Annotated in this window: 19 protein-coding genes and 1 tRNA gene; 14 read left to right on the forward strand and 6 right to left on the reverse strand. The window is 65.9% G+C overall.

Annotated features, from left to right (window positions below):
* The first annotated feature begins 88 nt into the window (after positions 1-88).
* Both JYG37_RS13370 and JYG37_RS13375 read left to right on the forward strand, forming a co-directional pair.
* Positions 89-2269: a TonB-dependent receptor gene (locus JYG37_RS13370; protein WP_050018006.1), complete on the forward strand. Its 2181-nt coding sequence runs from the start codon at positions 89-91 to the stop codon at positions 2267-2269.
* 57 nt (positions 2270-2326) lie between these two features.
* Positions 2327-2417: transfer RNA gene (locus JYG37_RS13375), tRNA-Ser, on the forward strand.
* A 229-nt stretch (positions 2418-2646) separates the two neighbouring features.
* Here the strand turns inward: JYG37_RS13375 and JYG37_RS13380 are convergent.
* The 3 genes from JYG37_RS13380 to acs form a co-directional block, all read right to left on the reverse strand.
* Complete coding sequence (locus JYG37_RS13380; protein WP_050018007.1) at positions 2647-4662, reverse strand: sodium:solute symporter family protein; 2016 nt, start codon at positions 4660-4662, stop codon at positions 2647-2649.
* 3 nt (positions 4663-4665) lie between these two features.
* Positions 4666-5010 (reverse strand): DUF4212 domain-containing protein, encoded by a 345-nt coding sequence (locus tag JYG37_RS13385; protein WP_050018008.1) that lies wholly within the window; start codon positions 5008-5010, stop codon positions 4666-4668.
* Between the two features lie 85 nt (positions 5011-5095).
* Positions 5096-7078 (reverse strand): acetate--CoA ligase, encoded by a 1983-nt coding sequence (gene acs, locus JYG37_RS13390; RefSeq protein WP_213345498.1) that lies wholly within the window; start codon positions 7076-7078, stop codon positions 5096-5098.
* A gap of 319 nt (positions 7079-7397) precedes the next feature.
* Here acs and JYG37_RS13395 point away from each other — a divergent pair, with 319 nt between their 5' ends.
* The 9 genes from JYG37_RS13395 to JYG37_RS13435 all read left to right on the forward strand — a co-directional run bounded on the left by JYG37_RS13395 (position 7398) and on the right by JYG37_RS13435 (position 14682).
* On the forward strand, positions 7398-8306 hold the full coding sequence (locus JYG37_RS13395) for a DMT family transporter (RefSeq protein WP_124631988.1): 909 nt from the start codon (positions 7398-7400) through the stop codon (positions 8304-8306).
* Positions 8307-8418: 112 nt separating this feature from the next.
* On the forward strand, positions 8419-9003 hold the full coding sequence (locus JYG37_RS13400; RefSeq protein ID WP_050018193.1) for a TIGR00645 family protein: 585 nt from the start codon (positions 8419-8421) through the stop codon (positions 9001-9003).
* 43 nt (positions 9004-9046) lie between these two features.
* Complete coding sequence (locus tag JYG37_RS13405; RefSeq protein ID WP_050018192.1) at positions 9047-10570, forward strand: fumarate hydratase; 1524 nt, start codon at positions 9047-9049, stop codon at positions 10568-10570.
* A gap of 193 nt (positions 10571-10763) precedes the next feature.
* Positions 10764-11240: a bacterioferritin gene (gene bfr, locus JYG37_RS13410; RefSeq protein ID WP_043188739.1), complete on the forward strand. Its 477-nt coding sequence runs from the start codon at positions 10764-10766 to the stop codon at positions 11238-11240.
* Between the two features lie 34 nt (positions 11241-11274).
* Complete coding sequence (gene murI, locus JYG37_RS13415; RefSeq protein WP_050018191.1) at positions 11275-12132, forward strand: glutamate racemase; 858 nt, start codon at positions 11275-11277, stop codon at positions 12130-12132.
* A 151-nt stretch (positions 12133-12283) separates the two neighbouring features.
* Positions 12284-12520, forward strand: a complete 237-nt coding sequence (locus JYG37_RS13420) for a (2Fe-2S)-binding protein (protein ID WP_006482749.1) — start codon at positions 12284-12286, stop codon at positions 12518-12520.
* 218 nt (positions 12521-12738) lie between these two features.
* Positions 12739-13470 (forward strand): energy transducer TonB, encoded by a 732-nt coding sequence (locus JYG37_RS13425; RefSeq protein WP_124557682.1) that lies wholly within the window; start codon positions 12739-12741, stop codon positions 13468-13470.
* Positions 13471-13505: 35 nt separating this feature from the next.
* Positions 13506-14240, forward strand: coding sequence for a MotA/TolQ/ExbB proton channel family protein (locus JYG37_RS13430; RefSeq protein ID WP_006483875.1), 735 nt, complete (start codon positions 13506-13508; stop codon positions 14238-14240).
* Positions 14241-14253: 13 nt separating this feature from the next.
* Entirely contained in the window at positions 14254-14682 is a 429-nt protein-coding gene (locus JYG37_RS13435) for an ExbD/TolR family protein (RefSeq protein WP_006478310.1), read from the forward strand.
* Between the two features lie 447 nt (positions 14683-15129).
* On the opposite strand, the gene JYG37_RS13440 is transcribed toward JYG37_RS13435, so the two are convergent.
* Complete coding sequence (locus tag JYG37_RS13440) at positions 15130-16104, reverse strand: LysR substrate-binding domain-containing protein (RefSeq protein ID WP_050018189.1); 975 nt, start codon at positions 16102-16104, stop codon at positions 15130-15132.
* A gap of 121 nt (positions 16105-16225) precedes the next feature.
* Here JYG37_RS13440 and JYG37_RS13445 point away from each other — a divergent pair, with 121 nt between their 5' ends.
* The 3 genes from JYG37_RS13445 (at position 16226) to hemP (ending at position 18063) form a co-directional block, all read left to right on the forward strand.
* Positions 16226-17098, forward strand: a complete 873-nt coding sequence (locus JYG37_RS13445; RefSeq protein ID WP_176017095.1) for a pirin family protein — start codon at positions 16226-16228, stop codon at positions 17096-17098.
* Positions 17099-17195: 97 nt separating this feature from the next.
* Positions 17196-17678 carry an SRPBCC family protein gene (locus JYG37_RS13450; RefSeq protein WP_050018187.1) on the forward strand — a complete coding sequence of 161 codons (483 nt, stop codon included), beginning with the start codon at positions 17196-17198 and terminating at the stop codon, positions 17676-17678.
* A gap of 139 nt (positions 17679-17817) precedes the next feature.
* Entirely contained in the window at positions 17818-18063 is a 246-nt protein-coding gene (gene hemP, locus JYG37_RS13455; protein WP_050018186.1) for a hemin uptake protein HemP, read from the forward strand.
* A gap of 265 nt (positions 18064-18328) precedes the next feature.
* On the opposite strand, the gene JYG37_RS13460 is transcribed toward hemP, so the two are convergent.
* Together JYG37_RS13460 and JYG37_RS13465 are read right to left on the reverse strand one after the other, a co-directional pair.
* Positions 18329-19726, reverse strand: coding sequence for a 4Fe-4S binding protein (locus JYG37_RS13460; RefSeq protein WP_176017094.1), 1398 nt, complete (start codon positions 19724-19726; stop codon positions 18329-18331).
* Positions 19723-20565 (reverse strand): FTR1 family iron permease, encoded by an 843-nt coding sequence (locus JYG37_RS13465; RefSeq protein ID WP_027784952.1) that lies wholly within the window; start codon positions 20563-20565, stop codon positions 19723-19725. Before JYG37_RS13465 ends, JYG37_RS13460 begins: the two co-directional genes overlap by 4 nt.
* Between the last annotated feature and the right edge of the window lie 55 nt (positions 20566-20620).

Consider the following 20620-nt stretch of genomic DNA (forward strand, 5'->3'; position numbering starts at 1 on the left):
ACGTCCGCGACAGTACGGACGCGTCACGCCGCCCGGATTCCGACTTGCCGCCCTGGGACGGATCATCGACCACACCGATTTGCGTCCCATGTCGACATTTTCGTTACCCGCCCGGCGTCTCACGCCGATTGCCTTCGGCATTGCGCTCGCCTGCGCCTTCCCGGCCGCCGCACACGCCCAGCAAGCGACTTCCGCCGCCAACACCGCGCCCGATGGCGCCGTGCTGCCGTCGATCAACGTGACCGGCGCGGCCGAGCCGCTGCCGGGCGATCTCGCGCCGACCTACGCCGGCGGCCAGGTCGCGCGCGGCGCGGATTTCGGCGTGCTCGGCCAGCAAAAGGCGAGCGACGTGCCGTTCAGCATGACCACCTACACGTCGAAACTGATCGAGGACCAGCAGGCGCGCACGCTCGCCGACGTGCTCGACAACGATCCGGCCGTGCGCAGCGCATCCGGCTACGGCAACTTCTCGCAGGTGTTCGTCATCCGCGGGTTCGCGCTCGCCGGCGACGACGTGTCGCTCAACGGCCTGTACGGCGTCACGCCGCGGCAGCTCGTCCAAACCGATGCGGTCGAGCGCGTCGACGTGTTCAAGGGCGCGAATGCCTTCCTGAACGGGGCATCGCCGAACGGCTCGGCAGTCGGCGGCGGCGTGAACCTCCAGCTGAAGCGCGCGGACGACAAGCCGCTCACGCGCGTCACCGTCGACGGCGCCACGTCCGGTTCGCTCGGCACGCATGTCGACATCGGCCGCCGCTTCGGCAGCGAAGGCCAGTTCGGCGTACGCGTGAACCAGTCGATCAGCGGCGGCGACACGGCCGTCGACGACGAGCGCCGCCGCGGCAATGTGACGGCGGTGTCGCTCGACTGGCGCGGCGACAGGCTGCGCCTGTCAGGGGACTTCCTGTATCAGCGGCAGCGGATCGACAACGGCCGCCCGATCGTGCTCGTCAGCGGCAATCAGTTGCCCGCCGTGCCGTCCGCGACGCACAACTATGCGCAGCCGTGGAGCTTCAGCGAACTCGAGGACACGGTCGGGATCGTGCGCGCCGAGTACGACTTCCTGCCCGCGTGGACGGCCTACGTATCGGCCGGCGCGCGCCATACGAACGAGCACGGCGACTACTACACGCCGACCTACTCGTCGTCCGGCACGACCGGCTCGCGCCTGAGCGTGCCGCACAAGGAAGATGCGCAGTCGGCCGAAGCCGGCGTGCGCGGCCGCTTCACGACCGGCCCCGTGTCGCACTTCGTGACGGCCGGCGCGTCGTTCATCCGCGTCGACAGCCAGTCCGCGTACACGCTGTCGAACGCGTTTCCGACGACGCTCTACGATCCGGCGCCGGTCGCGTTCCCGCCGACGGCCTACGCAGGCGGCGACATGAACGATCCGGGCACGGTCACGAAGAGCTGGCTGCGCAGCGTCGCGGTGTCCGATACGCTCGGCTTCCTCGACGATCGTGTGCTGTTCACGATCGGCGCACGCCGCCAGTCGATTTCGGTCGACAATTTCAGCTACACGGGCGCGGTCACGGGCGTCTACAGCGACGCGATCACGACGCCGGTATTCGGTCTCGTCGTGAAGCCGTGGCGCAACGTGTCGATCTTCGCGAACCGCAGCGAAGCGCTCGCCCAGGGCGAGATCGCACCGAACACCGCACGCAACGCTGGCCAGGCGCTGTCGCCGTACCGCTCGAAGCAATATGAAGCCGGCATCCGGTACGACACCGACAAGGTCGGCGCGTCGCTCGCGCTGTTCCAGATCGAGAAGCCGATGGCGTACACCGATCCGGCGACGAACCTGTTCGGCGCCGACGGCACCCAGCGCCACCGCGGCATCGAGACGGCCGTGTACGGCGAACCGTGGAAAGGCGTGCGGCTGATCGCGGGCGCGACGTACCTCAACGCGACGCTGCAGGACACGGCGGGCGGCGCGAACGACGGCCACCGGCCGATCGGCGTGCCGTCGTTCCTGCTCAACGCGGGCGCCGAATACGACGTACCGATGCTGAACGGGCTTACGCTGACCGCGCGCTGGATCCACACCGGGCCGCAGTACCTGGACGTCGCGAACACGATGTCGATCCACGCGTGGGACCGCGTCGACCTCGGCGCCCGTTACGCGACGGAGGTGTTCGGCAAGAAGACGACGTTCCGCGCGACCGTTCGCAACGTCGCGAACAAGTCGTACTGGTCGTCGACGATCGGCGGATACCTGACGCAGGGCGATCCGCGCTCGGTGTGGCTGTCGATGACGACGGATTTCTGACGAACGCCGAAGGGAGTGGCGGGCTGCCGCCAGAGTTTGCTATACTCTCGGTCTTCCGGAGAGATGGATGAGTGGTTTAAGTCGCACGCCTGGAAAGCGTGTATAGGTTAATCGCCTATCGGGGGTTCGAATCCCCCTCTCTCCGCCAGGATTCAAATGCCCGCGCCAGCGGGCATTTTCGTTTCCGGAGAGAAGCAAGCCGACAATTCGGCTTGCGCGGGGGATTCGAAGGGATTCGCTTGCAAGCGAATCCGCGGCCCGCGCTTGTGTGGGCGAATCCCCCTCTCTCCGCCAGAATCCATGAAGCCCCCTGATTTCCCGAGAAATCAGGGGGCTTTTCATTTGGGCGTCGACACGCGATGCCTCATCGGCCCCCCTCACGGATGCCGAATGTAATCCACCAACGCCCGCGTATACTCATCCGGCCGCTTGTCACACAAACTCACCACGATCGCCACCGCGAACCCCGCCGGCACACCGAACACGCCTGAGCTGATCGGCTCGATCCCGAACCACGTACGCCCGGCGAACCCCGTCAGCTGCGTGAAGAACGGATAAGTCGACACGATGTAATACACGCACACCGCCAACCCCGTCACCATCCCGGCAATCGCGCCACGCGTCGTCGTGCGCTTCCAGAACACGCCCAGCACCAGCGCCGGAAAGAAGCTCGACGCCGCCAGCGAAAATGCCGCCCCGACGAGAAACAGAATTTTCCCGGTATTGAGCGACGCGACATACGACGCGAACAGCGCCACCCCCAGCAGCAGCACCTTCGAGATCGTCACGCGCCGCTGGCTCGACGCATCGGGCGCGACCATGCAGTAATAGACATCGTGCGACAGCGCGTTCGCGATCGTCAGCAACAACCCGTCCGCAGTCGACAGCGCCGCGGCCAGCGCACCGGCCGCGATCAGCCCCGACACGACATACGGCAGCCCCGCGATCTCCGGCGCGGCCAGCACGACCATGTCCGGCTGCATCTGGATTTCCGACCAGTGCACGATACCGTCGCGAATCACCTCGACGACGCTGATCAGGTCGGGTTCGAAGTGATGCCACTGCGTGATCCAGGCCGGCAATTCGGCGAACGGTCGCCCGACGAGATTCGCGAGGATCTCGTACTTGATCAGCACCGCGAGCACCGGCACGCTCAGGTAGAACAGCGCGATGAAGAACAGCGTCCAGCCGACCGACCGCCGCGCCGACGCGACCGACGTGGTCGTGTTGTAGCGCGTCAGGATGTGCGGCAGGCTCGCGGTGCCGAGCGACAGGCACAGCAGCAGCGCGAGGAAGTTCCGCTCGCGCGGCTTGCGTTCGTCCTCGCTCGCGGCCGGAAACGGCTCGTGCATCGGCACGGGCGGTTCGGCACGCGCCAGCAGGTCGTCACGCGCCTGCGTCCACGCCACGCGCGCCGCCGCCGGATCGCGCGGAAAATCGGCCAACTCGCGCTCGCGCCGGCTGATCTCGCGCAGCGGCCCGTTATGGCGCCGCAGATCCGCAAGCTGGTCGACGAGATGCCGGCGCGCATCCGCATAGGACGCCGGCAACCGGTCGAGCCGCGTCTGGATAGCCGTGGCCTGCCGGCGGTATGCATCGCGCACCTGCTGCTCGTCGCGCGCGTCGCGCACCTGCGCCTCGCGCGCCGCGACGCGCTCCATCAGCTTGCCGTAATTGAACTGCGGCACCGGACCGAGCCCGTTCTTCATCGCGATCAGCGACACCGGGATCAGGATCGCGCTGATCAGGATGATGTACTGCGCGACCTGGGTCCACGTGACCGCGCGCATCCCGCCGAGAAACGAGCACACGAGAATGCCCGCGAGCCCGCAGAAGATGCCGATCGCGAAATCGACGCCGATGAAGCGCGTCGCGATCAGGCCGATCCCCTGGATCTGCGCAACGAGGTACACGAACGAACACAGGATCGCCGCGCCGGCCGCGAGCGCGCGCACGGCCGTGCTCGAAAAGCGCGTGCCGAGAAAATCCGGAATCGTGTAGCGCGCGAGCTTGCGCACATAGGGCGCGAGCAGAAACGCGACGAGGCAGAACCCGCCCGTCCAGCCCATCACGTACGCGAGCGCGTCGTAACCGGTCGCGTAGAGCGAGCCGGCCAGGCCGATGAACGACGCGGCCGACAGCCAGTCGGCCGCCGTCGCCATCCCGTTGAACGCGGACGGCACGCGCCGCCCCGCCACGTAGTACTCGACGAGATCGGACGTGCGCGACAACAACCCGATCACCGCATACACGGCGATCGGCACGAACAGGAACACGTAGCCGATCCACACGCCCGAGCCCGTCGCGCGCTCGATCCGCCACATCAGCAGCACGAAGCCGAGAAATCCGAGCGTGTAGAGCGCGTATGCGCGTATCAGTCGACGCGTCAGCATGAATCAGCGCCCGCCGTTCGCATGGCCGGCGCGCGCCGCATGCTCGTCGTACGCGCGGCGCAGCGTGCGGTCCGCACGTTGCATCAACCCGATGTAGACGACGATCAGCACGAGGTACACGAGAATCGCGCCCTGCGCGCCGACATAGAACGGCAAGCTGAAGCCGGCGAAGCGCACGCCGGCGAGTGCGGGCCCGAAGAACGGCACGATGAACGACACCGCGAAGCCGATCACCATCAGCACCGCGATCAGTGCGACGTTGAAGCGCCAATAGCGCGCATGCGCACGCGCGAGCGGTACGGGAACCGGAGGTGGCGCGGCAGGCGCCGAACGGGTCGGAACGGTCATGCCGTTATGTAGCAAAAAGCCCCTGCGCGGGCAATCGGGATTGCCGCGCAGGGGCTCACGCGCGTGACGCGCAACCGGCAGGCGTTCAGCGCACTTCGGTGAGCTGCTCGAGGATGGCCGGATTCTCGAGCGTGGACGTATCCTGCGTGATCGCCTCGCCCTTCGCGAGCGAGCGCAGCAGGCGCCGCATGATCTTGCCCGAGCGCGTCTTCGGCAGGTTGTCGCCGAAGCGGATGTCCTTCGGCTTCGCGATCGGCCCGATCTGCTTGCCGACCCAGTCGCGCAGCGTCTTCGCGAGCGCCGCCGCTTCGTCGCCTTCCGGGCGCGAACGCTTCAGCACGACGAATGCGACCACCGCCTCGCCCGTCGTATCGTCCGGACGGCCGACCACCGCCGCCTCGGCAACCAGTTCATGCGATACCAGCGCCGACTCGATCTCCATCGTGCCGAGCCGATGGCCCGACACGTTCAGCACGTCGTCGATCCGGCCCATGATCGTGAAGTAGCCGGTCTCCTTGTCGCGCACCGTGCCGTCGCCGGCCAGATAGAGCGTGCCGCCGAGCTCTTCCGGGTAATAGCTCTTCTTGAAACGCTCGGGATCGCCCCAGATCGTGCGGATCATCGCGGGCCACGGCCGCTTGACGACGAGAATCCCGCCTTGCCCGTTCGGCACGTCCTGGCCCGTCTCGTCGACCACCGCGGCCATGATGCCCGGCAGCGGCAGCGTGCACGAACCCGGCACGGTCGGCGTCGCGCCCGGCAGCGGCGTGATCATGTGGCCGCCGGTTTCGGTCTGCCACCACGTGTCGACGATCGGGCAGCGCTCGTGGCCGACGTGCTTGTGGTACCACATCCACGCTTCCGGATTGATCGGCTCGCCGACCGTGCCGATGATGCGCAGGCTCGACAGGTCGTAACTCTTCGGATGCACCTTGTCGTCGGCCTCGGCCGCCTTGATCAGCGAACGGATCGCGGTCGGCGCGGTGTAGAACACGGTGACCTTGTGATCGTCGATCATCTTCCAGAAGCGGCCGGCGTCCGGATACGTCGGCACGCCCTCGAACACGACCTGCGTGCCGCCGCATGCGAGCGGGCCGTAGGTGATGTACGTGTGGCCCGTGACCCAGCCGATGTCGGCCGTACACCAGAACACGTCGTCGGGTTTCCAGTCGAAGGTCCACTTCATCGTCTGCGCGGCCCACAGCAGGTAGCCGCCGGTGCTGTGCTGCACGCCCTTGGGCTTGCCGGTCGAGCCCGACGTGTACAGGATGAACAGCGGATGCTCGGCGCCGACCCAGGTCGGTTCGCAGCGGTCGGACTCGCCGTCGGTCAGCTCGTGCATCCACAGGTCGCGATCCGCATGCCAGTCGATCTGGCCGCCGGTGCGGCGATAGACGATCACGCTCTTGACCGCTTCGCAGCCGCCCATCGCGATCGCCTCGTCGGCGATGCTCTTGAGCGGCAGCGTCTTGCCGCCGCGCGCCTGCTCGTCGGCGGTGACCAGCGCGACCGCGCCGACGTCGACGAGCCGCTCGTTCAGCGATTTCGCGGAGAAGCCGCCGAACACGACCGAGTGGGTCGCGCCGATGCGCGCGCAGGCCTGCATCGCGACGATGCCTTCGATCGACATCGGAATATAGATGACGACCCGATCGCCCTTGCCGATGCCGCGTTGCTTCAGCGCATTCGCGAAGCGCGACACGCGCGCGAGGAGATCCGCATAGGTGACGCGGGTGACGGTGCCGTCGTCGGCCTCGAAGATCACCGCGACGCGTTCGCCGTGGCCGGCTTCGACGTGGCGGTCGAGGCAGTTGTACGACGCGTTCAGCTCGCCGTCGTCGAACCACTTGTAGAACGGCGCGTTGCGCTCGTCGAGCACGGTCGTGAACGGCTTGTGCCACGTGAGGCCCTCGCGCGCGAGACGCGCCCAGAAGCCTTCGTAATCCTGCTCGGCCTCGGCGACGAGCGCGCGATAGGCCGGCATGCCGGAAATGGTCGCCGTCTGCTCGAGCGCCGCGGGCGGCGCGAACTGACGGGTTTCGTGAAGAACCGATTCAATCGCAGACATCGACAACCCCTTGGTGAACATGAATCCTCTGCATGGCGGCGCGATCGTGTGCGCCGCGCGTCGTCTTGGCCGGCGCCTGCGCGCCGCTGTCTCCCACCACCCGCACGCGGCCGCGAAGCCTGCGCACGATGCTGCACCGCACCACCTCACATGAACGTGCCCCGCGGCCCGGCAGTTTCCACGATAAGCGCTCCAACTTACCCGTCACTTACGCGGCATGGCCGTTTCGTGCGCCGGGCGGCGCCGCATCGAGGTCGGCTTTACGCTGTTGCGACCGCGACCCTACAATCCTAACTGAACTCGCCTTCCGGATTCCAGCTTGAATCGCTACGCCCTCTTCCTCATCCTGTCGATGCTGTTCGTCGGCAGCAACGTCGGTATCGGTAAATCCATCGTTGCATTCGTCCCCGTCGCCATCCTCGCCACGCTGCGCTTCGTGATCGCGATCGCCGTGCTGTGGCCGCTGTTCAGCCCCGTGAAGATGCGCGCGGTCAAGCGCGGCGAATGGCTGAACCTGTTCCTGCAGGCCTTCTTCGGCACCTTCATGTTCACGCTGCTGATGCTCAACGGCGTGCAGCGCACGAGCGCGGTGGCCGCGGGCGTCATCACGAGCACGATCCCGGCGATCGTCGCGCTGTTCGCGTGGCTGATCCTGCGTGAAAAACCGAACGGCCGTGCGCTCGTGTCGATCGCGCTCGCGATCATCGGCGTCGTGACGATCAACCTCGCCAACGGCGGCGCGGCCGGTCACGGCGCGCAGGGCGACGCGTCCGGCTCGCTGACCGGCAACCTGCTGATCCTCGGCGCGGTGTGCTGCGAATCGATCTACGTGATCCTGTCGCGCCGGCTCACGCAGACGCTCGCGCCGATCGACATCTGCGCGTACACGCACCTGTTCGGCCTGTTCCTGATGCTGCCGCTCGGCGCAACCGCGCTGTGGCACTTCGATTACGCGAGCGTGCCCGCCGGCACCTGGGCGCTCGTCGTCTGGTACGGGCTGTCGGCCAGCATCTTCTCGTTCTGGTTGTGGATGAAGGGTATCCGGCACGTGCCGGGCAGCCTCGCCGGCGTGTTCAGCGCGGTGCTGCCGATCGCCGCGGCCGCGTACGGCATCGCGTTCCTCGGCGAGCGCCCGACGCTTGCGCATGGCATCGCGCTCGCGTGCGTCGTCGCCGGCATCGTGCTCGCGAGCCTGCGCGTGAAACGCGTGCCGGCCGCCGCTTCCTGATCCGTCCCCGGCAGTGCCGGCGCGTCGCTGCAACCGCGCCGGCCGACGCGTTACAATAGCGCGCCTTTTCAAGATCATCCCCGATACCTGCGCACCGCGCCCGTACCCCGACATGTCCGCCCCGCATTCGCCCGGCCATCCTGGCCGTCGCCCGCTTCGCCCCCTTCCCGCGCTGATTTTCATGAGCCGCTGGCTCCAGGTGCCGCTTTACCTCGGCCTGATCGTCGCGCAGGCCGTCTATGTGTTCCTGTTCCTGAAGGAAGTCTGGCACCTGCTGTCGCATGCGGCGGGCCTCGACGAAATCAGCGTGATGCTCGCCGTGCTCGGCCTGATCGACGTGGTGATGATCTCGAACCTGCTGATCATGGTGATCGTCGGCGGGTATGAAACGTTCGTGTCGCGGCTCGGCATCGAGGGCCACCCCGACGAGCCCGAATGGCTCGACCACGTGAACGCGGGCGTGCTGAAGGTCAAGCTGTCGATGGCGCTGATCAGCATTTCGTCGATCCACCTGCTGAAGACCTTCATCAACCCCGACCAGCACACGACGCACGCGATCATGTGGCAGGTGCTCATCCACGTGTCGTTCCTCGTGTCGGCGCTCGTGATGGCGTGGGTCGACCGCCTGACGACGCATACGCACCCGGCCCATTTCCACGAGGCGCATGCGCCCGCGGCGTCCCGACCGGCGGCCTGAACCGTCGGCAAACCATTCCCACTGTCCCCACAGAGTCTCAGCCATGACCGTCATCAAACAGGAAGACCTGATCCAGAGCATCGCGGATTCGCTGCAGTACATCAGCTACTACCACCCGCTCGACTACATCCAGGCCCTCGGCCGCGCGTACGAGCTGGAAGAGAGCCCGGCGGCGAAGGACGCGATTGCGCAGATCCTCACGAACAGCCGCATGTGCGCGGAAGGTAAGCGCCCGATCTGCCAGGACACCGGCATCGTGACGATCTTCGTGAAGGTCGGCATGGACGTGCGCTGGGACGGCGCGACGATGGGCCTCACCGACATGATCAACGAAGGCGTGCGCCGCGGTTACACGCACCCGGACAACGTGCTGCGCGCGTCGATCGTCAATCCGCCGGAAGGTGCCCGCAAGAACACGAAGGACAACACGCCGGCCGTGATCCACTACGAGATCGTGCCGGGCGACAAGGTCGACGTGCAGGTCGCGGCCAAGGGCGGCGGCTCGGAAAACAAGTCGAAGTTCGTGATGCTGAACCCGTCCGACTCGATCGTCGACTGGGTGCTGAAGACGGTCCCGACGATGGGTGCCGGCTGGTGCCCGCCGGGCATGCTCGGGATCGGCATCGGCGGCACCGCCGAGAAGGCGATGCTGATGGCGAAGGAATCGCTGATGGAGCCGATCGACATCCAGGAAATCATCGCGCGCGGCCCGAAGGACTGGGTCGAGGAACTGCGCGTGGAACTGCACGAGAAGGTCAACGCGCTCGGCATCGGCGCGCAGGGCCTCGGCGGCCTCGCGACCGTGCTCGACGTGAAGATCATGGCGGCGCCGACGCACGCGGCCTCGAAGCCGGTCGCGCTGATCCCGAACTGCGCGGCCACGCGCCACGCGCACTTCGTGCTCGACGGTTCGGGCCCGGCCAAGCTTGAAGCGCCGTCGCTCGATGCCTGGCCGAAGGTGCAGTGGGAGCCGAACACGGAAACCAGCAAGCGCGTCGACCTGAACACGCTGACGCCGGAAGAAGTCGCGAGCTGGACGCCGGGCCAGACGCTGCTGCTGTCCGGCAAGATGCTCACCGGCCGCGACGCCGCGCACAAGCGCATCGCCGACATGCTCGCGAAGGGCGAGCAGCTGCCGGTCGATTTCACGAACCGCGTGATCTACTACGTCGGCCCGGTCGATCCGGTGCGCGACGAAGTGGTCGGTCCGGCCGGCCCGACGACGGCCACGCGCATGGACAAGTTCACCGAGACGATGCTCGCTCAGACGGGTCTGATCTCGATGGTCGGCAAGGCCGAGCGCGGCCCGGTCGCGATCGACGCGATCAAGAAGCACAAGGCAGCCTACCTGATGGCGGTCGGCGGGGCGGCCTACCTCGTGTCGAAGGCGATCCGCGGCGCGAAGGTGCTCGCATTCGAAGACCTCGGCATGGAAGCGATCTACGAGTTCGACGTGCAGGACATGCCTGTAACAGTTGCTGTCGATTCGTCGGGCACGTCGGTGCACCAGACCGGTCCGAAGGAGTGGCAAGCGAAGATCGGCAAGATCCCGGTCGCCACCGCTTAAGCGCGATCGAACGAAAGGCCGGACGGACGTCCGGCCTTTTTACTTCTCATTCTCATTATTGTGTTCGGCCGGTCGTTCGAGGCTGATTCTCATTACACGCGAAAGGCAGGCCCGACAAGGCTTCGAGGCTTGGCTTTTCTCGTTCGAGCGATTATCGTTCGGTTTCTGAAGCCCCACTGAACAAGGAATAGCCATGCAAGGCGACAAGAAAGTCATCGAATATCTGAACGCCCAACTGAAGAACGAACTCACGGCGATCAACCAGTACTTCCTGCATGCGCGCATGTACAAGCACTGGGGCCTCGAGAAGCTCGGCAAGCACGAATACGATGAGTCGATCGGCGAAATGAAACACGCCGACTGGCTGATCGAGCGCGTGTTCATGCTCGACGGCCTGCCGAACCTGCAGGACCTGCACAAGCTGCTCGTCGGCGAGGAAACCGAAGAGATCCTGAAGTGCGACCTGAAGCTCGAGCAGATCTCGCAGTCCACCTGCAAGGAAGCGATCGCCTACTGCGAATCGGTTCGCGACTACGTGTCGCGCGAGATCTTCGAAAAGATCCTCGACGACACCGAAGAGCACATCGACTGGCTCGAAACGCAGATCGACCTGATCGGCAAGGTCGGCCTGCAGAACTATCAGCAAACGATGATGGGTTCGGCCGAGTAATCGCACCGCCCGCCAGCCTGCCGCCCGCCCGACGATGACGAACCCGTCCGCCGCACCCGCGCCGCGCGCCACCGCCCCTGTCGGCATCTTCGACTCGGGGCTCGGCGGTCTGTCGGTGCTGCGCGCCGCGCGCGCGCACCTGCCCGGCGAATCGTTCGTCTACGTCGCCGACTCGCACCACGCGCCGTATGGCCCGCGCGACGAAGCATTCATCACGGAACGCACGCTGGCGATCGGCGAGTGGCTCGCCCGCGAAGGCGCGAAAGCGCTCGTCATCGCGTGCAACACGGCCACGGCACGGGCGATCGCGGCCATCCGCGAACGCCTGTCGATCCCGCTCGTCGGCGTCGAGCCGGGCATCAAGCCGGCCGCCGCGCTGTCCACGACCGGCGTCGCGGGCGTCCTCGCCACGCAATCGACGCTGAACAGCCCGCGCTTCCAGGCACTGCTCGACCGCTACGGCGCCGGCCGCCGCTTCATCTGCCAGCCCGGCCACGGGCTCGTCGAAGCGATCGAACGCGGCGACACGAACTCGCCCGCATTGCGCGCGCTGCTCGAGCGTTACATCCAGCCGATGCTCGACGACGGCGCCGATACGCTGGTCCTCGGCTGCACGCACTACCCGTTCTTCACAGACACGATTCGTAACCTTGTTGGCGAGCGCCTGACGATCGTCGATACGAGCGATGCCATCGCGCGCCAGCTCGCGCGGGTGCTCGACGAGCGCGGTCTGCGCGCGCCGGCCGGCACGCATGCCGCGCCGCCGCGCTTCTGCTCGACGAGCGACGGCCTGCAACTGCGCGCGCTCGCGTCGACGCTGCTCGGCCTCGATGCGCCGGTCGAATCCGTCACCATTTCGTCGCCGAACGCGCGCGCCTGCGCGACCGCCTGACGCGGGCCGGTGCGCCCGCTCCCGCGACGACTTCGCCTTCCCCCGCCGTTTCAAGGGTCCGATGACCTTAAAAAAAGCCGGACCCAGGCTTGTCAACCTCCGCAAAATTAATGATAATAATTCGCATTAACGTTAGCTATCGCAACTCATCATGATCGTCTGCGTGTGCAAGTCTGTTTCGGATCGCAAGATTCGCGCGTCCCTCGCCGAGGGCGTGAACTCTTTCGATGAACTCCAGTTCGAGCTCGGCGTGGCCACGTGCTGCGGCAAGTGCGAGGAGTCCGTACGCGACCTCATGGCCGAGCAAGGCGTCTGCGCGAGCCGTTGCGGTGTCGAGCATCATGCGCATCCGATTCCGGTCACGTTCTACGACCGCAAGGCCGCCTGAGCGGCGCCGGGCGTGCGCATGCGGCCCAGGCCGCATTTTTTGTCTTGACCGTCAGCAAGCCACCGTCTGCGCGAGCCAACGGCTTACCTGCCAAGGAGCCTGTGATGGAATTGCTGATCGGATTCGTAACCACCGTTTGCATCTCGCTGCTGATCTTCCGCAAGTGATGCCGATTCACCCGCCGCGCCCCGGGTGCGACGTCGTTCTTTCAAGCTAACATGCAGGCTTCGCATCTCGCTCCTGCCGGCGCCATGCCGGCTGCACCACGTATGAATCCCCGAGTGATCGTCGTCGCGGTCGGTGTGCTTGCCGCACACGCGATCATGCTGACGGCCGCGTGGCTCCATCGCAACGCACCGCCGCCGAAATCGGTCGAGGTCCAGACGATCACCGCGCAGCTCATCACGCCCGCGCCGATCGCGCAGCAGGTCGCGGCCGAGTCGATCCCGCAGCCGGCACCGCCGAAGCCCGTGCCGCGCGTAAAGCCGAAGGTCGAGCCGAAGCCGGTGCAAAAGGCGGCGAAGCCGACCCCGCAGCCGCTTGCGCCGTCGCCGGCCCCATCGCCCACACCCGCTCCCGCAGCCGATCCAACGCCGGCGCCGGCCGCGCCCGCTCCCGCGGCACCGGCCGCCACGCCGGGCCCGGCGCGCGAAACGATGCAGGTCAGCGCACCGAAGAACGTGCCGACGCTCCAATGCAACTTCGTGAAGCCCGACTATCCGTCGATGTCGCGCCGCCGCGGCGAATCGGGCACCGCCTATGTTCACTTCGTCGTCGGCGTGACCGGCAAGATCGAAAGCATCGATCTGCAGAAGAGCAGCGGCTATCCGCGCCTCGACGATGCCGCACTCGACGCGATGCGCTCGACCACCTGCCGCCCGTACGTCGAGAACGGCCAGGCGATCCGCGCCGCCCGCACACAGCCCTACAGCTTCGGGCTCACCGACTAACCTGCCTCATCCGGAAGATTCAAAGGAAACAAAAAATGCAAAGCTACGGTATCGCGCACGTCTGGGCGCAAGGTGATTTCGTCACGCGCGCCATCGCGATCACGCTGCTCGTGATGTCGGTCCTGTCGTGGATCGTGATCGTCATCAAGGGCTGGAACGTGATCCGCCTGAACCGCCTCACGAAGAATGCCGAACAGGCATTCTGGCATTCCGACAATTTCGACGACGGCATCAAGAAGCTCGGCCTCGCCGCATCGACGCCGAACGACAACCCGTTCCTCGCGCTCGCGCTGTCGGGCAAGGAAGCCGCCGACCACCACCATCAGACGCAACCGCACCTGCACGACCGCATGGACGTATCGGACTGGGTCACGCGCTGCCTGAAGGACACGATGGACGAAGGCATTTCGCGCATGCAGAGCGGCCTCGCGATCCTCGCATCGGTCGGCAGCACGGCGCCGTTCGTCGGCCTGTTCGGCACGGTCTGGGGCATCTATCACGCGCTGCTCGCGATCGGCGCCACCGGCCAGACGTCGATCGACCAGGTCGCGGGCCCGGTCGGCGAATCGCTGATCATGACGGCCTTCGGCCTGTTCGTCGCGATTCCCGCGGTGCTCGGCTACAACGCGCTGACCCGCGCGAACAAGGGCGTCGTCAGCAAGCTGCGCCGCTTCGCGCACGGCCTGCATGCGTACTTCGTGACGGGCGCAAGCCTCGCGTCGTCGTCGACGCGCGACGGCCTGCGTCTCGCATCGCGCGCCGCCAGCTGAGACGAGGTGAACCATGGCCATGAACACCGGTTTCAGCGACGATGACGACGATGCCGTGATGAGCGAGATCAACATGACGCCGCTCGTCGACGTCATGCTCGTCCTCCTGATCATTTTCCTCGTGACGATCCCGGCGATGCAGCACGCGGTGAAGATCGACCTGCCGCACGCCAGCAGCCAGCCCGTCGACGAAAAGCCGCAGACCGTCGACGTCGCGATCCAGGGCGACGGCACGATCCTGTGGGACGACCACACGGTCACGCGCGAACAGCTGCAGGCACGCATTGCGGAAGCTGCGAAGCGCACGCCGCAGCCGGAATTGCATCTGCGCGCGGACCGCAAGGTTGCCTACGAACACGTCGCGGAAGTGATGTCGGATGCGCAAGCTGGCGGCCTGACAAAACTCGGCTTCGTGACGGAGCCGGGCGCGAAAGCGAAGTAACGCACGCACGTTCCGCCGTCGCCAGTCGCCACTGCGCAGCTAGCCGGCCGTACCTAACCGGCCGTACCTAACCGGCCGTACCTAACCGGCCGTACCTAACCGGCCGTACCTAACCGGCCGTACCCAAAGTAAAAGGCCTTCATCGCCAGATGAAGGCCTTTTTTCATGCGCACGCGGGCGCCTTCGGGCGGCGGGCTCTTCGGCGGTATCGGTTACGCCTCGAGCAACGCAAATGCGACTCTGCCGTGGTCTGCACGGACTGCGCGTTCTGCCCTATCTGGCTCACAATATATGCGGCCACCTGATTTCGCTCAGAACTTCCTTCGCGAAATGGGATTTCAATATAGGCCCGCCCGCGCACGCATTCAAGGTTCCGGCGATTGAAACTTGCGATTGCAGCCGACGCTTCAATGACAAAACAAATTTGCGTCGTCGTGCGTGCCGTGTTCAGGTGGCCGAAACATCGGCTGCCGTTTCCTTCTTCGCACGCTCGGGGCAACCCGGCTCCTTGTATGCGCCATGGTCGAGCTTCTCGACCAGGTAATCGACGAACGCACGGACCGCGGGCGGCATCCCCTGACGCGACACGAACACCGCATACAGCTGCGGCACCGGCAGCGTCCAGCCCGGCATCACCGGCGACAGTTGCCCCGCGCGCAACGCGTTGCCGTACATCATCTCCGGCAGCGCCGCGATGCCGAGGCCGTCGAGCACGGCCTCGCGGATCGTCATCAGGTCGGCCGTCACGAGACGCGGATCATGCTCGTGCACGTGACGCGTTCCGTCCGGCGCGATCAGGTTGAATACGTGCCGGCCGTCGACGCTCGGCGTATCGAGCGTCTCGAAGCCGGTCAAGTCGTCCGGCGCCAGCGGCGGCGCGTTCTGGCTCAGCAGGCTCGGCGCGCCGACCAGCATCTGCTCGGTGCGCCACAGCGGCCGCACGACGATGTTCGCGTTCTGCGGCGGCTCCGAGCGCACGCGCAACGCGACGTCGATCGAATCCTCGAACAGGTCGATCACGCGATTCGTCACGCGCACATGCACCTTCACCTCGGGATAGCGGCGCAGGAATTCGGGCAGGATGCGCGACAGCATTGTCTGCGACAGCGTCACCGGCACGCTGACGCGCACCGAGCCGCGTGGCGACGCGCGCAACTGCTGCACCGCGTTCATCGCGGCCCGTGCTTCGGCGAGCATCGCCTGGCAATGCTGGTAGAACAGCTCCCCCGCCTCGGTCAGTGCGAGCTTGCGCGTCGAGCGCTGAAGCAGGCGCACGCCGAGCGCGGCCTCGAGCTCGGTCAGGCGCCGCGACAGACGCGATTTCGAGATGCCCAGCACGCGTTCGGCGGCCGAAAAGCCCCCATGTTCAACGACCTGCGAGAAGTACATCAGGTCGTTCAGGTTATGTGCATCGATATTCATCTCATCGTTCCAATTTCAGAACAATCCATTGCGAACCACCGCCAATCGAACGGGAAAACGCCCAATATAATAGCGCTATGTTTCAAAAATAACGCTATTCCGATGATTTCGAGGGCTTCCCATGACCACCGCTCGCTCGCTTGATCGCACCTACCCCGCGCTTCGCACCACCGAAGGCGGCGGTTTCGTGGTTCACCGCCCGTTCCCGACGCGGCTGCTGATGGATTTCGATCCGTTCCTGCTGCTCGATGAAATGGGCCCCGTCGACTACGCGCCCGGCGAAGCCGTGGGTGCGCCCGACCATCCGCATCGCGGCTTCGAGACCGTGACCTACGCGCTCGATGGACGCTTCCGCCATCGCGACTCGTCCGGCCATGCCGGCACGCTCGGCCCCGGCGACGTGCAGTGGATGACGGCCGGCGCCGGCGTCGTGCACAGCGAGATGCCCGACCCGGCGTTCGCTCGGGCAGGCGGACGCTCCCACGGCTTCCAGCTGTGGGTCAACCTGCCGCGCCGCGACAAGATGATCGCGCCGCGCTACCAGGAGATCCCGGCCGCCCGCATTCCGACCGCGACATCGCCGGACGGCCGCGCGCGCGCGCGCGTCATCGCGGGCGAAGCATTCGGCGTAAAAGCCGCGATCGAGACGCGCACGCCGATCCTCTACCAGCACTTCACGCTGGAGCCCGGTGCAACGGTCACGCAGCCCGTGCCGGCCGGTTATCGCGTGTTTGCCTATCCGATCGACGGAAGGGGCCTTTACGGGCCCGACAGGCAAGCTGTCGACGCACGGCACATGATCGTCTACGGCGACGATGGCGACACCGTCACGTTCGCTGCCGGCGACACGTCGCTCGACCTGCTGCTGATCGGCGGCGTGCCGCTCAACGAGCCGATCGTCCGTTACGGCCCGTTCGTGATGAATACCGAGGAAGAGATCCGGCAGGCTGTCGTCGACTATCAGACCGGTCGCATGGGTCGCATCGAAGCGTGAATCGGATCGGGTGGCAGGTGCCGCGAAGCCGATGGTTTTGCGTCACAATAACTTCTTGAACCATGTGGCCGCCCGCCACCAGAAGGAACCCGTCCCCTTGAACTTCGAACATCTGATCCAGATCAATTCCGACGATCCGGCCGTGCCAAGCCTCAACCGCGACCAGCTCTGGGAAGGTCTCGTCCTGCGTGCCGAACAGCCGCAACTGTTCGTGATCGGCCTCGACAGCTGCGTCATCCGCGAGCGGACAGACACGACGCTCGAACGCGAACTGCACTACGGCCACGCGACCGTGCGCGACCACGTGACGTTCACGCCGAACCAGCAGGTCCGCTACGACATCCGTGCGGCCGATGGCGAGATCGGTGGCTCGCTGACGATGACGATCGAGGAACGCGACGACCACGAGCTGTTCCTGCGTTTCGAGTACCGCACGACGCTGACGGTCACCGACGACAGCGAAGAAGCGCGACAGACGCACGGGATCGTCAAGGAGGCGTACCGCACGTCGGACATCGACACCGTTCGCCTGATCCGCGAATACGCGCAGGGTCGCAAGGACCCTGATCCGCTGCACTGAACCCGGCGGCGGCCCGCGGGCCGCCCTTTTGACTCAGGCTATCAGCCCAGACGAATCGATCGATAAAGAGTTTTTGTAAATGGGAATAGTTATCATTTAGAATTCATTCCATCGTATCGACAGTCACCGATCAAACCGAATGACCGACACCATGCGCCCGACCACGCTGACCCTGCGCCGCACCACGAGCACCGCAGCCAGCAGCCGCCAGAAGACGGCAGCGGTCACCACGCCGGCGAAACCCGCCGGCAACCGCGATGCAGGCACGCGGGTCGTCAACAGCGATGCGCTGCTGCAAGGCCAAAGCCACGTCAGCATCGCGCATAACGGAGAGACTTATCAGTTGCGGGCCACGCGGCTCGGCAAACTGATCCTGACGAAGTAACGACCGAGTATTGTGGGGACCACCTCCCTGAGAGGTGTTGGGCAGTAGCCAGCGTAACGGCTTGCACGCGAGATCTAGACCCCTTCGTGCAAACACACTCAAGCAGCCGTTGCAGCAAGCCAAGCCACTTTTTTGGTTCTCGCACAAGGAAGAAAAAAGCGACACGTCGATGGACGTGTCGCTTTTTTGTGTGGGCAGCCAATGTACGAAGCATGCCGCCCGCATGTATGTGGCTGGTCAGCCGAAGGAAGCGGCACGCGCCGCTTCAGAACCCCCAGAACATCAACCACCACGCGCTGTCGATGACGGCCAGGCCGACCGCGAACCACGCGAATGCCGCGAGCCGGCGCGGCCACGTCGCATAGCGCCCCGTCACCTGCCACGCGAGCCACGCACTCCATACGTTGGCGCCGACCAGAATCGCGATGCGCACATCGGTAGCCCAGCCGAGCGGCACATGCTCGGCGCGCAGCAACGACAGCGTCGTGGCCGACAGCCCGAGGAACACGCCCGCGCCCGCGATCGGGATCAGCGCCTGGGCGAGGTGATGCAGGCGCACGCGATCGAAACGGCCGAGCATCAATGTGGCGCCGGCCAGCAACACCAGCAGCGCCGTGCCGTACACGAGCCCCGTGCCGACGATGTAGCTGACGACCAGCCCGCCATCGAGCCAGGAGAACACGTCATTGCGATCCGGGTAGTGCGTGAGCAGGAACCACGGCGCATTGGTCTCGAGCGGCCACGTGATGTCCTGATCGATCAGCCAGCCCGCGAGCCATTGCTTGATCTGCACGAACCACGGGCTGACGGTCCAGTGGAACGCACCGATCGCCACGCCCAGCAAGCCGTACAGGATCAGCGCGGTGTCCCACGGATTGGCCCGCTCCGCACCGAGATTCACGACTTCGTCGGACGGCGAGCGCAGCGACAGCGAAATCGCGTCGCGGTGCCCGCTGCAGCGGCCGCACATATGGCAGTCCGCCGCGCCCTTCATGTTGCGCAACGGCACGAGCGGCGCGCAATTGATCGGAATCACGCGATGGCCGTGCTCGCCGTTCTTGTACGAACGGCGCCACGCATCCTCGTCGACCTTGTAGCGCATCGGCGCAAGCCGCGCGAGCAGCCCGAACACGCCGTTGACCGGGCACAGATACTTGCACCACACGCGCTTCTCGCGACCGTACAGCACGCCGATCACGATCGCGCCGACGGTCGAGCCGCCGAGCACGAACAGCACCGCGAGCGGGTACTGGTACACGCTGACCATCTGCCCGTAGATCGTCGTGATGCCGAACGCGACGAACGGCCAGCCGCCCCACCGGATCCAGCGCGGAATCGGGCTGCCGCGGCCGAACTTGCTCGCGTATTCGGTGAGCGCGCCCTCCGGGCACAGCACGCCGCACCACACGCGGCCGAGCATCACCATCGACAGCAGCACGAACGGCCACCAGATGCCCCAGAACGCGAACTGCGCGATGAGCGTGAGGTTGTTCCACAGATGCGCGGAATCGTCCGGCAGCGGCAGCACGGCCGGCACGATGATCAGGAACGCGTAGACGGCGACGACGATCCACTGGATACCCCGGATCAGCGCACCGTGGCGCTGCATCCACTGGCCGGCCTGCGCGAGCCAGCCCGGCTTGACGGCGGCGATAACGCTCATGCCGCGCGACCCGCTGCGACGGCCGGACGGCGGCTCGCACGCTTCATCAGCAGCCAGACGACCGCCCAGTAAACCGCATAGGCGACCAGGTTGGTCAGCGCCGGATGCGCGCGATAGCCGGTCAGCGTCGCGACGAGCGAACCGAACGTGCCCGAATCATCGAGGATCGCGGACGTGTCCCACACTTGCGAGATGCCGAGCGGCAGGATTTCCTTGTCGATCAGCTTGTCGACGCCGGTCTGGAACAGGCCCGCGCCGAGGAACAGCAGCATCACTTCGGTGACGCGGAAGAAATGCCGCCACGAGAAGTACTTGCCGCCGAGTTGCAGCAGATAGAACGTGAGGAACGCGAGGCCGAGACCGATCACGACCGCAAGCATCTGGCTGCCATCGACGTGGCCCGACTGGCCGAAACCGAGGCCGTACAGGAAGATCACCGTCTCGCTGCCTTCGCGCGCGATCGCGAGCGCGACCAGCACGGCGACGCCCCACCAGTTCGAATCGCGCGTGCTTTGCTGCAGCGATTGCTCCATGTCGCGCTTCAGCGTGCGGCCGTGCCGGCGCATCCACAGCACCATCTGCACGATCAGCACGCACGCGATCAGCACCATCGCCGTCTGGAAATAGTCCTGCGCGTCGCCGGACAACACTTCGGTGAACCCGACCAGCGCGGCGCCGAGGCCGACGGCCATCAGCAGGCCGACGCCGACGCCGGCCCAGAGGAAAGGCAGGCCGCGGCGCGCGTCGTCGTCGCCGTTTTTCAGCCATGCATAGAGAATGCCGACGACGAGCAGCGCTTCGACGCTCTCCCGCCAGACGATGAACAAGATCTGACCCATCGATACCTCCTGACGCGCGGGGCAAGGGACTGGCGCGCCCGCGCGCAGATAAAAC

It is taken from the genome of Burkholderia sp. LAS2 (assembly GCF_018417615.1).
In the GTDB taxonomy this organism is placed as follows: Bacteria; Pseudomonadota; Gammaproteobacteria; order Burkholderiales; family Burkholderiaceae; genus Burkholderia; species Burkholderia sola.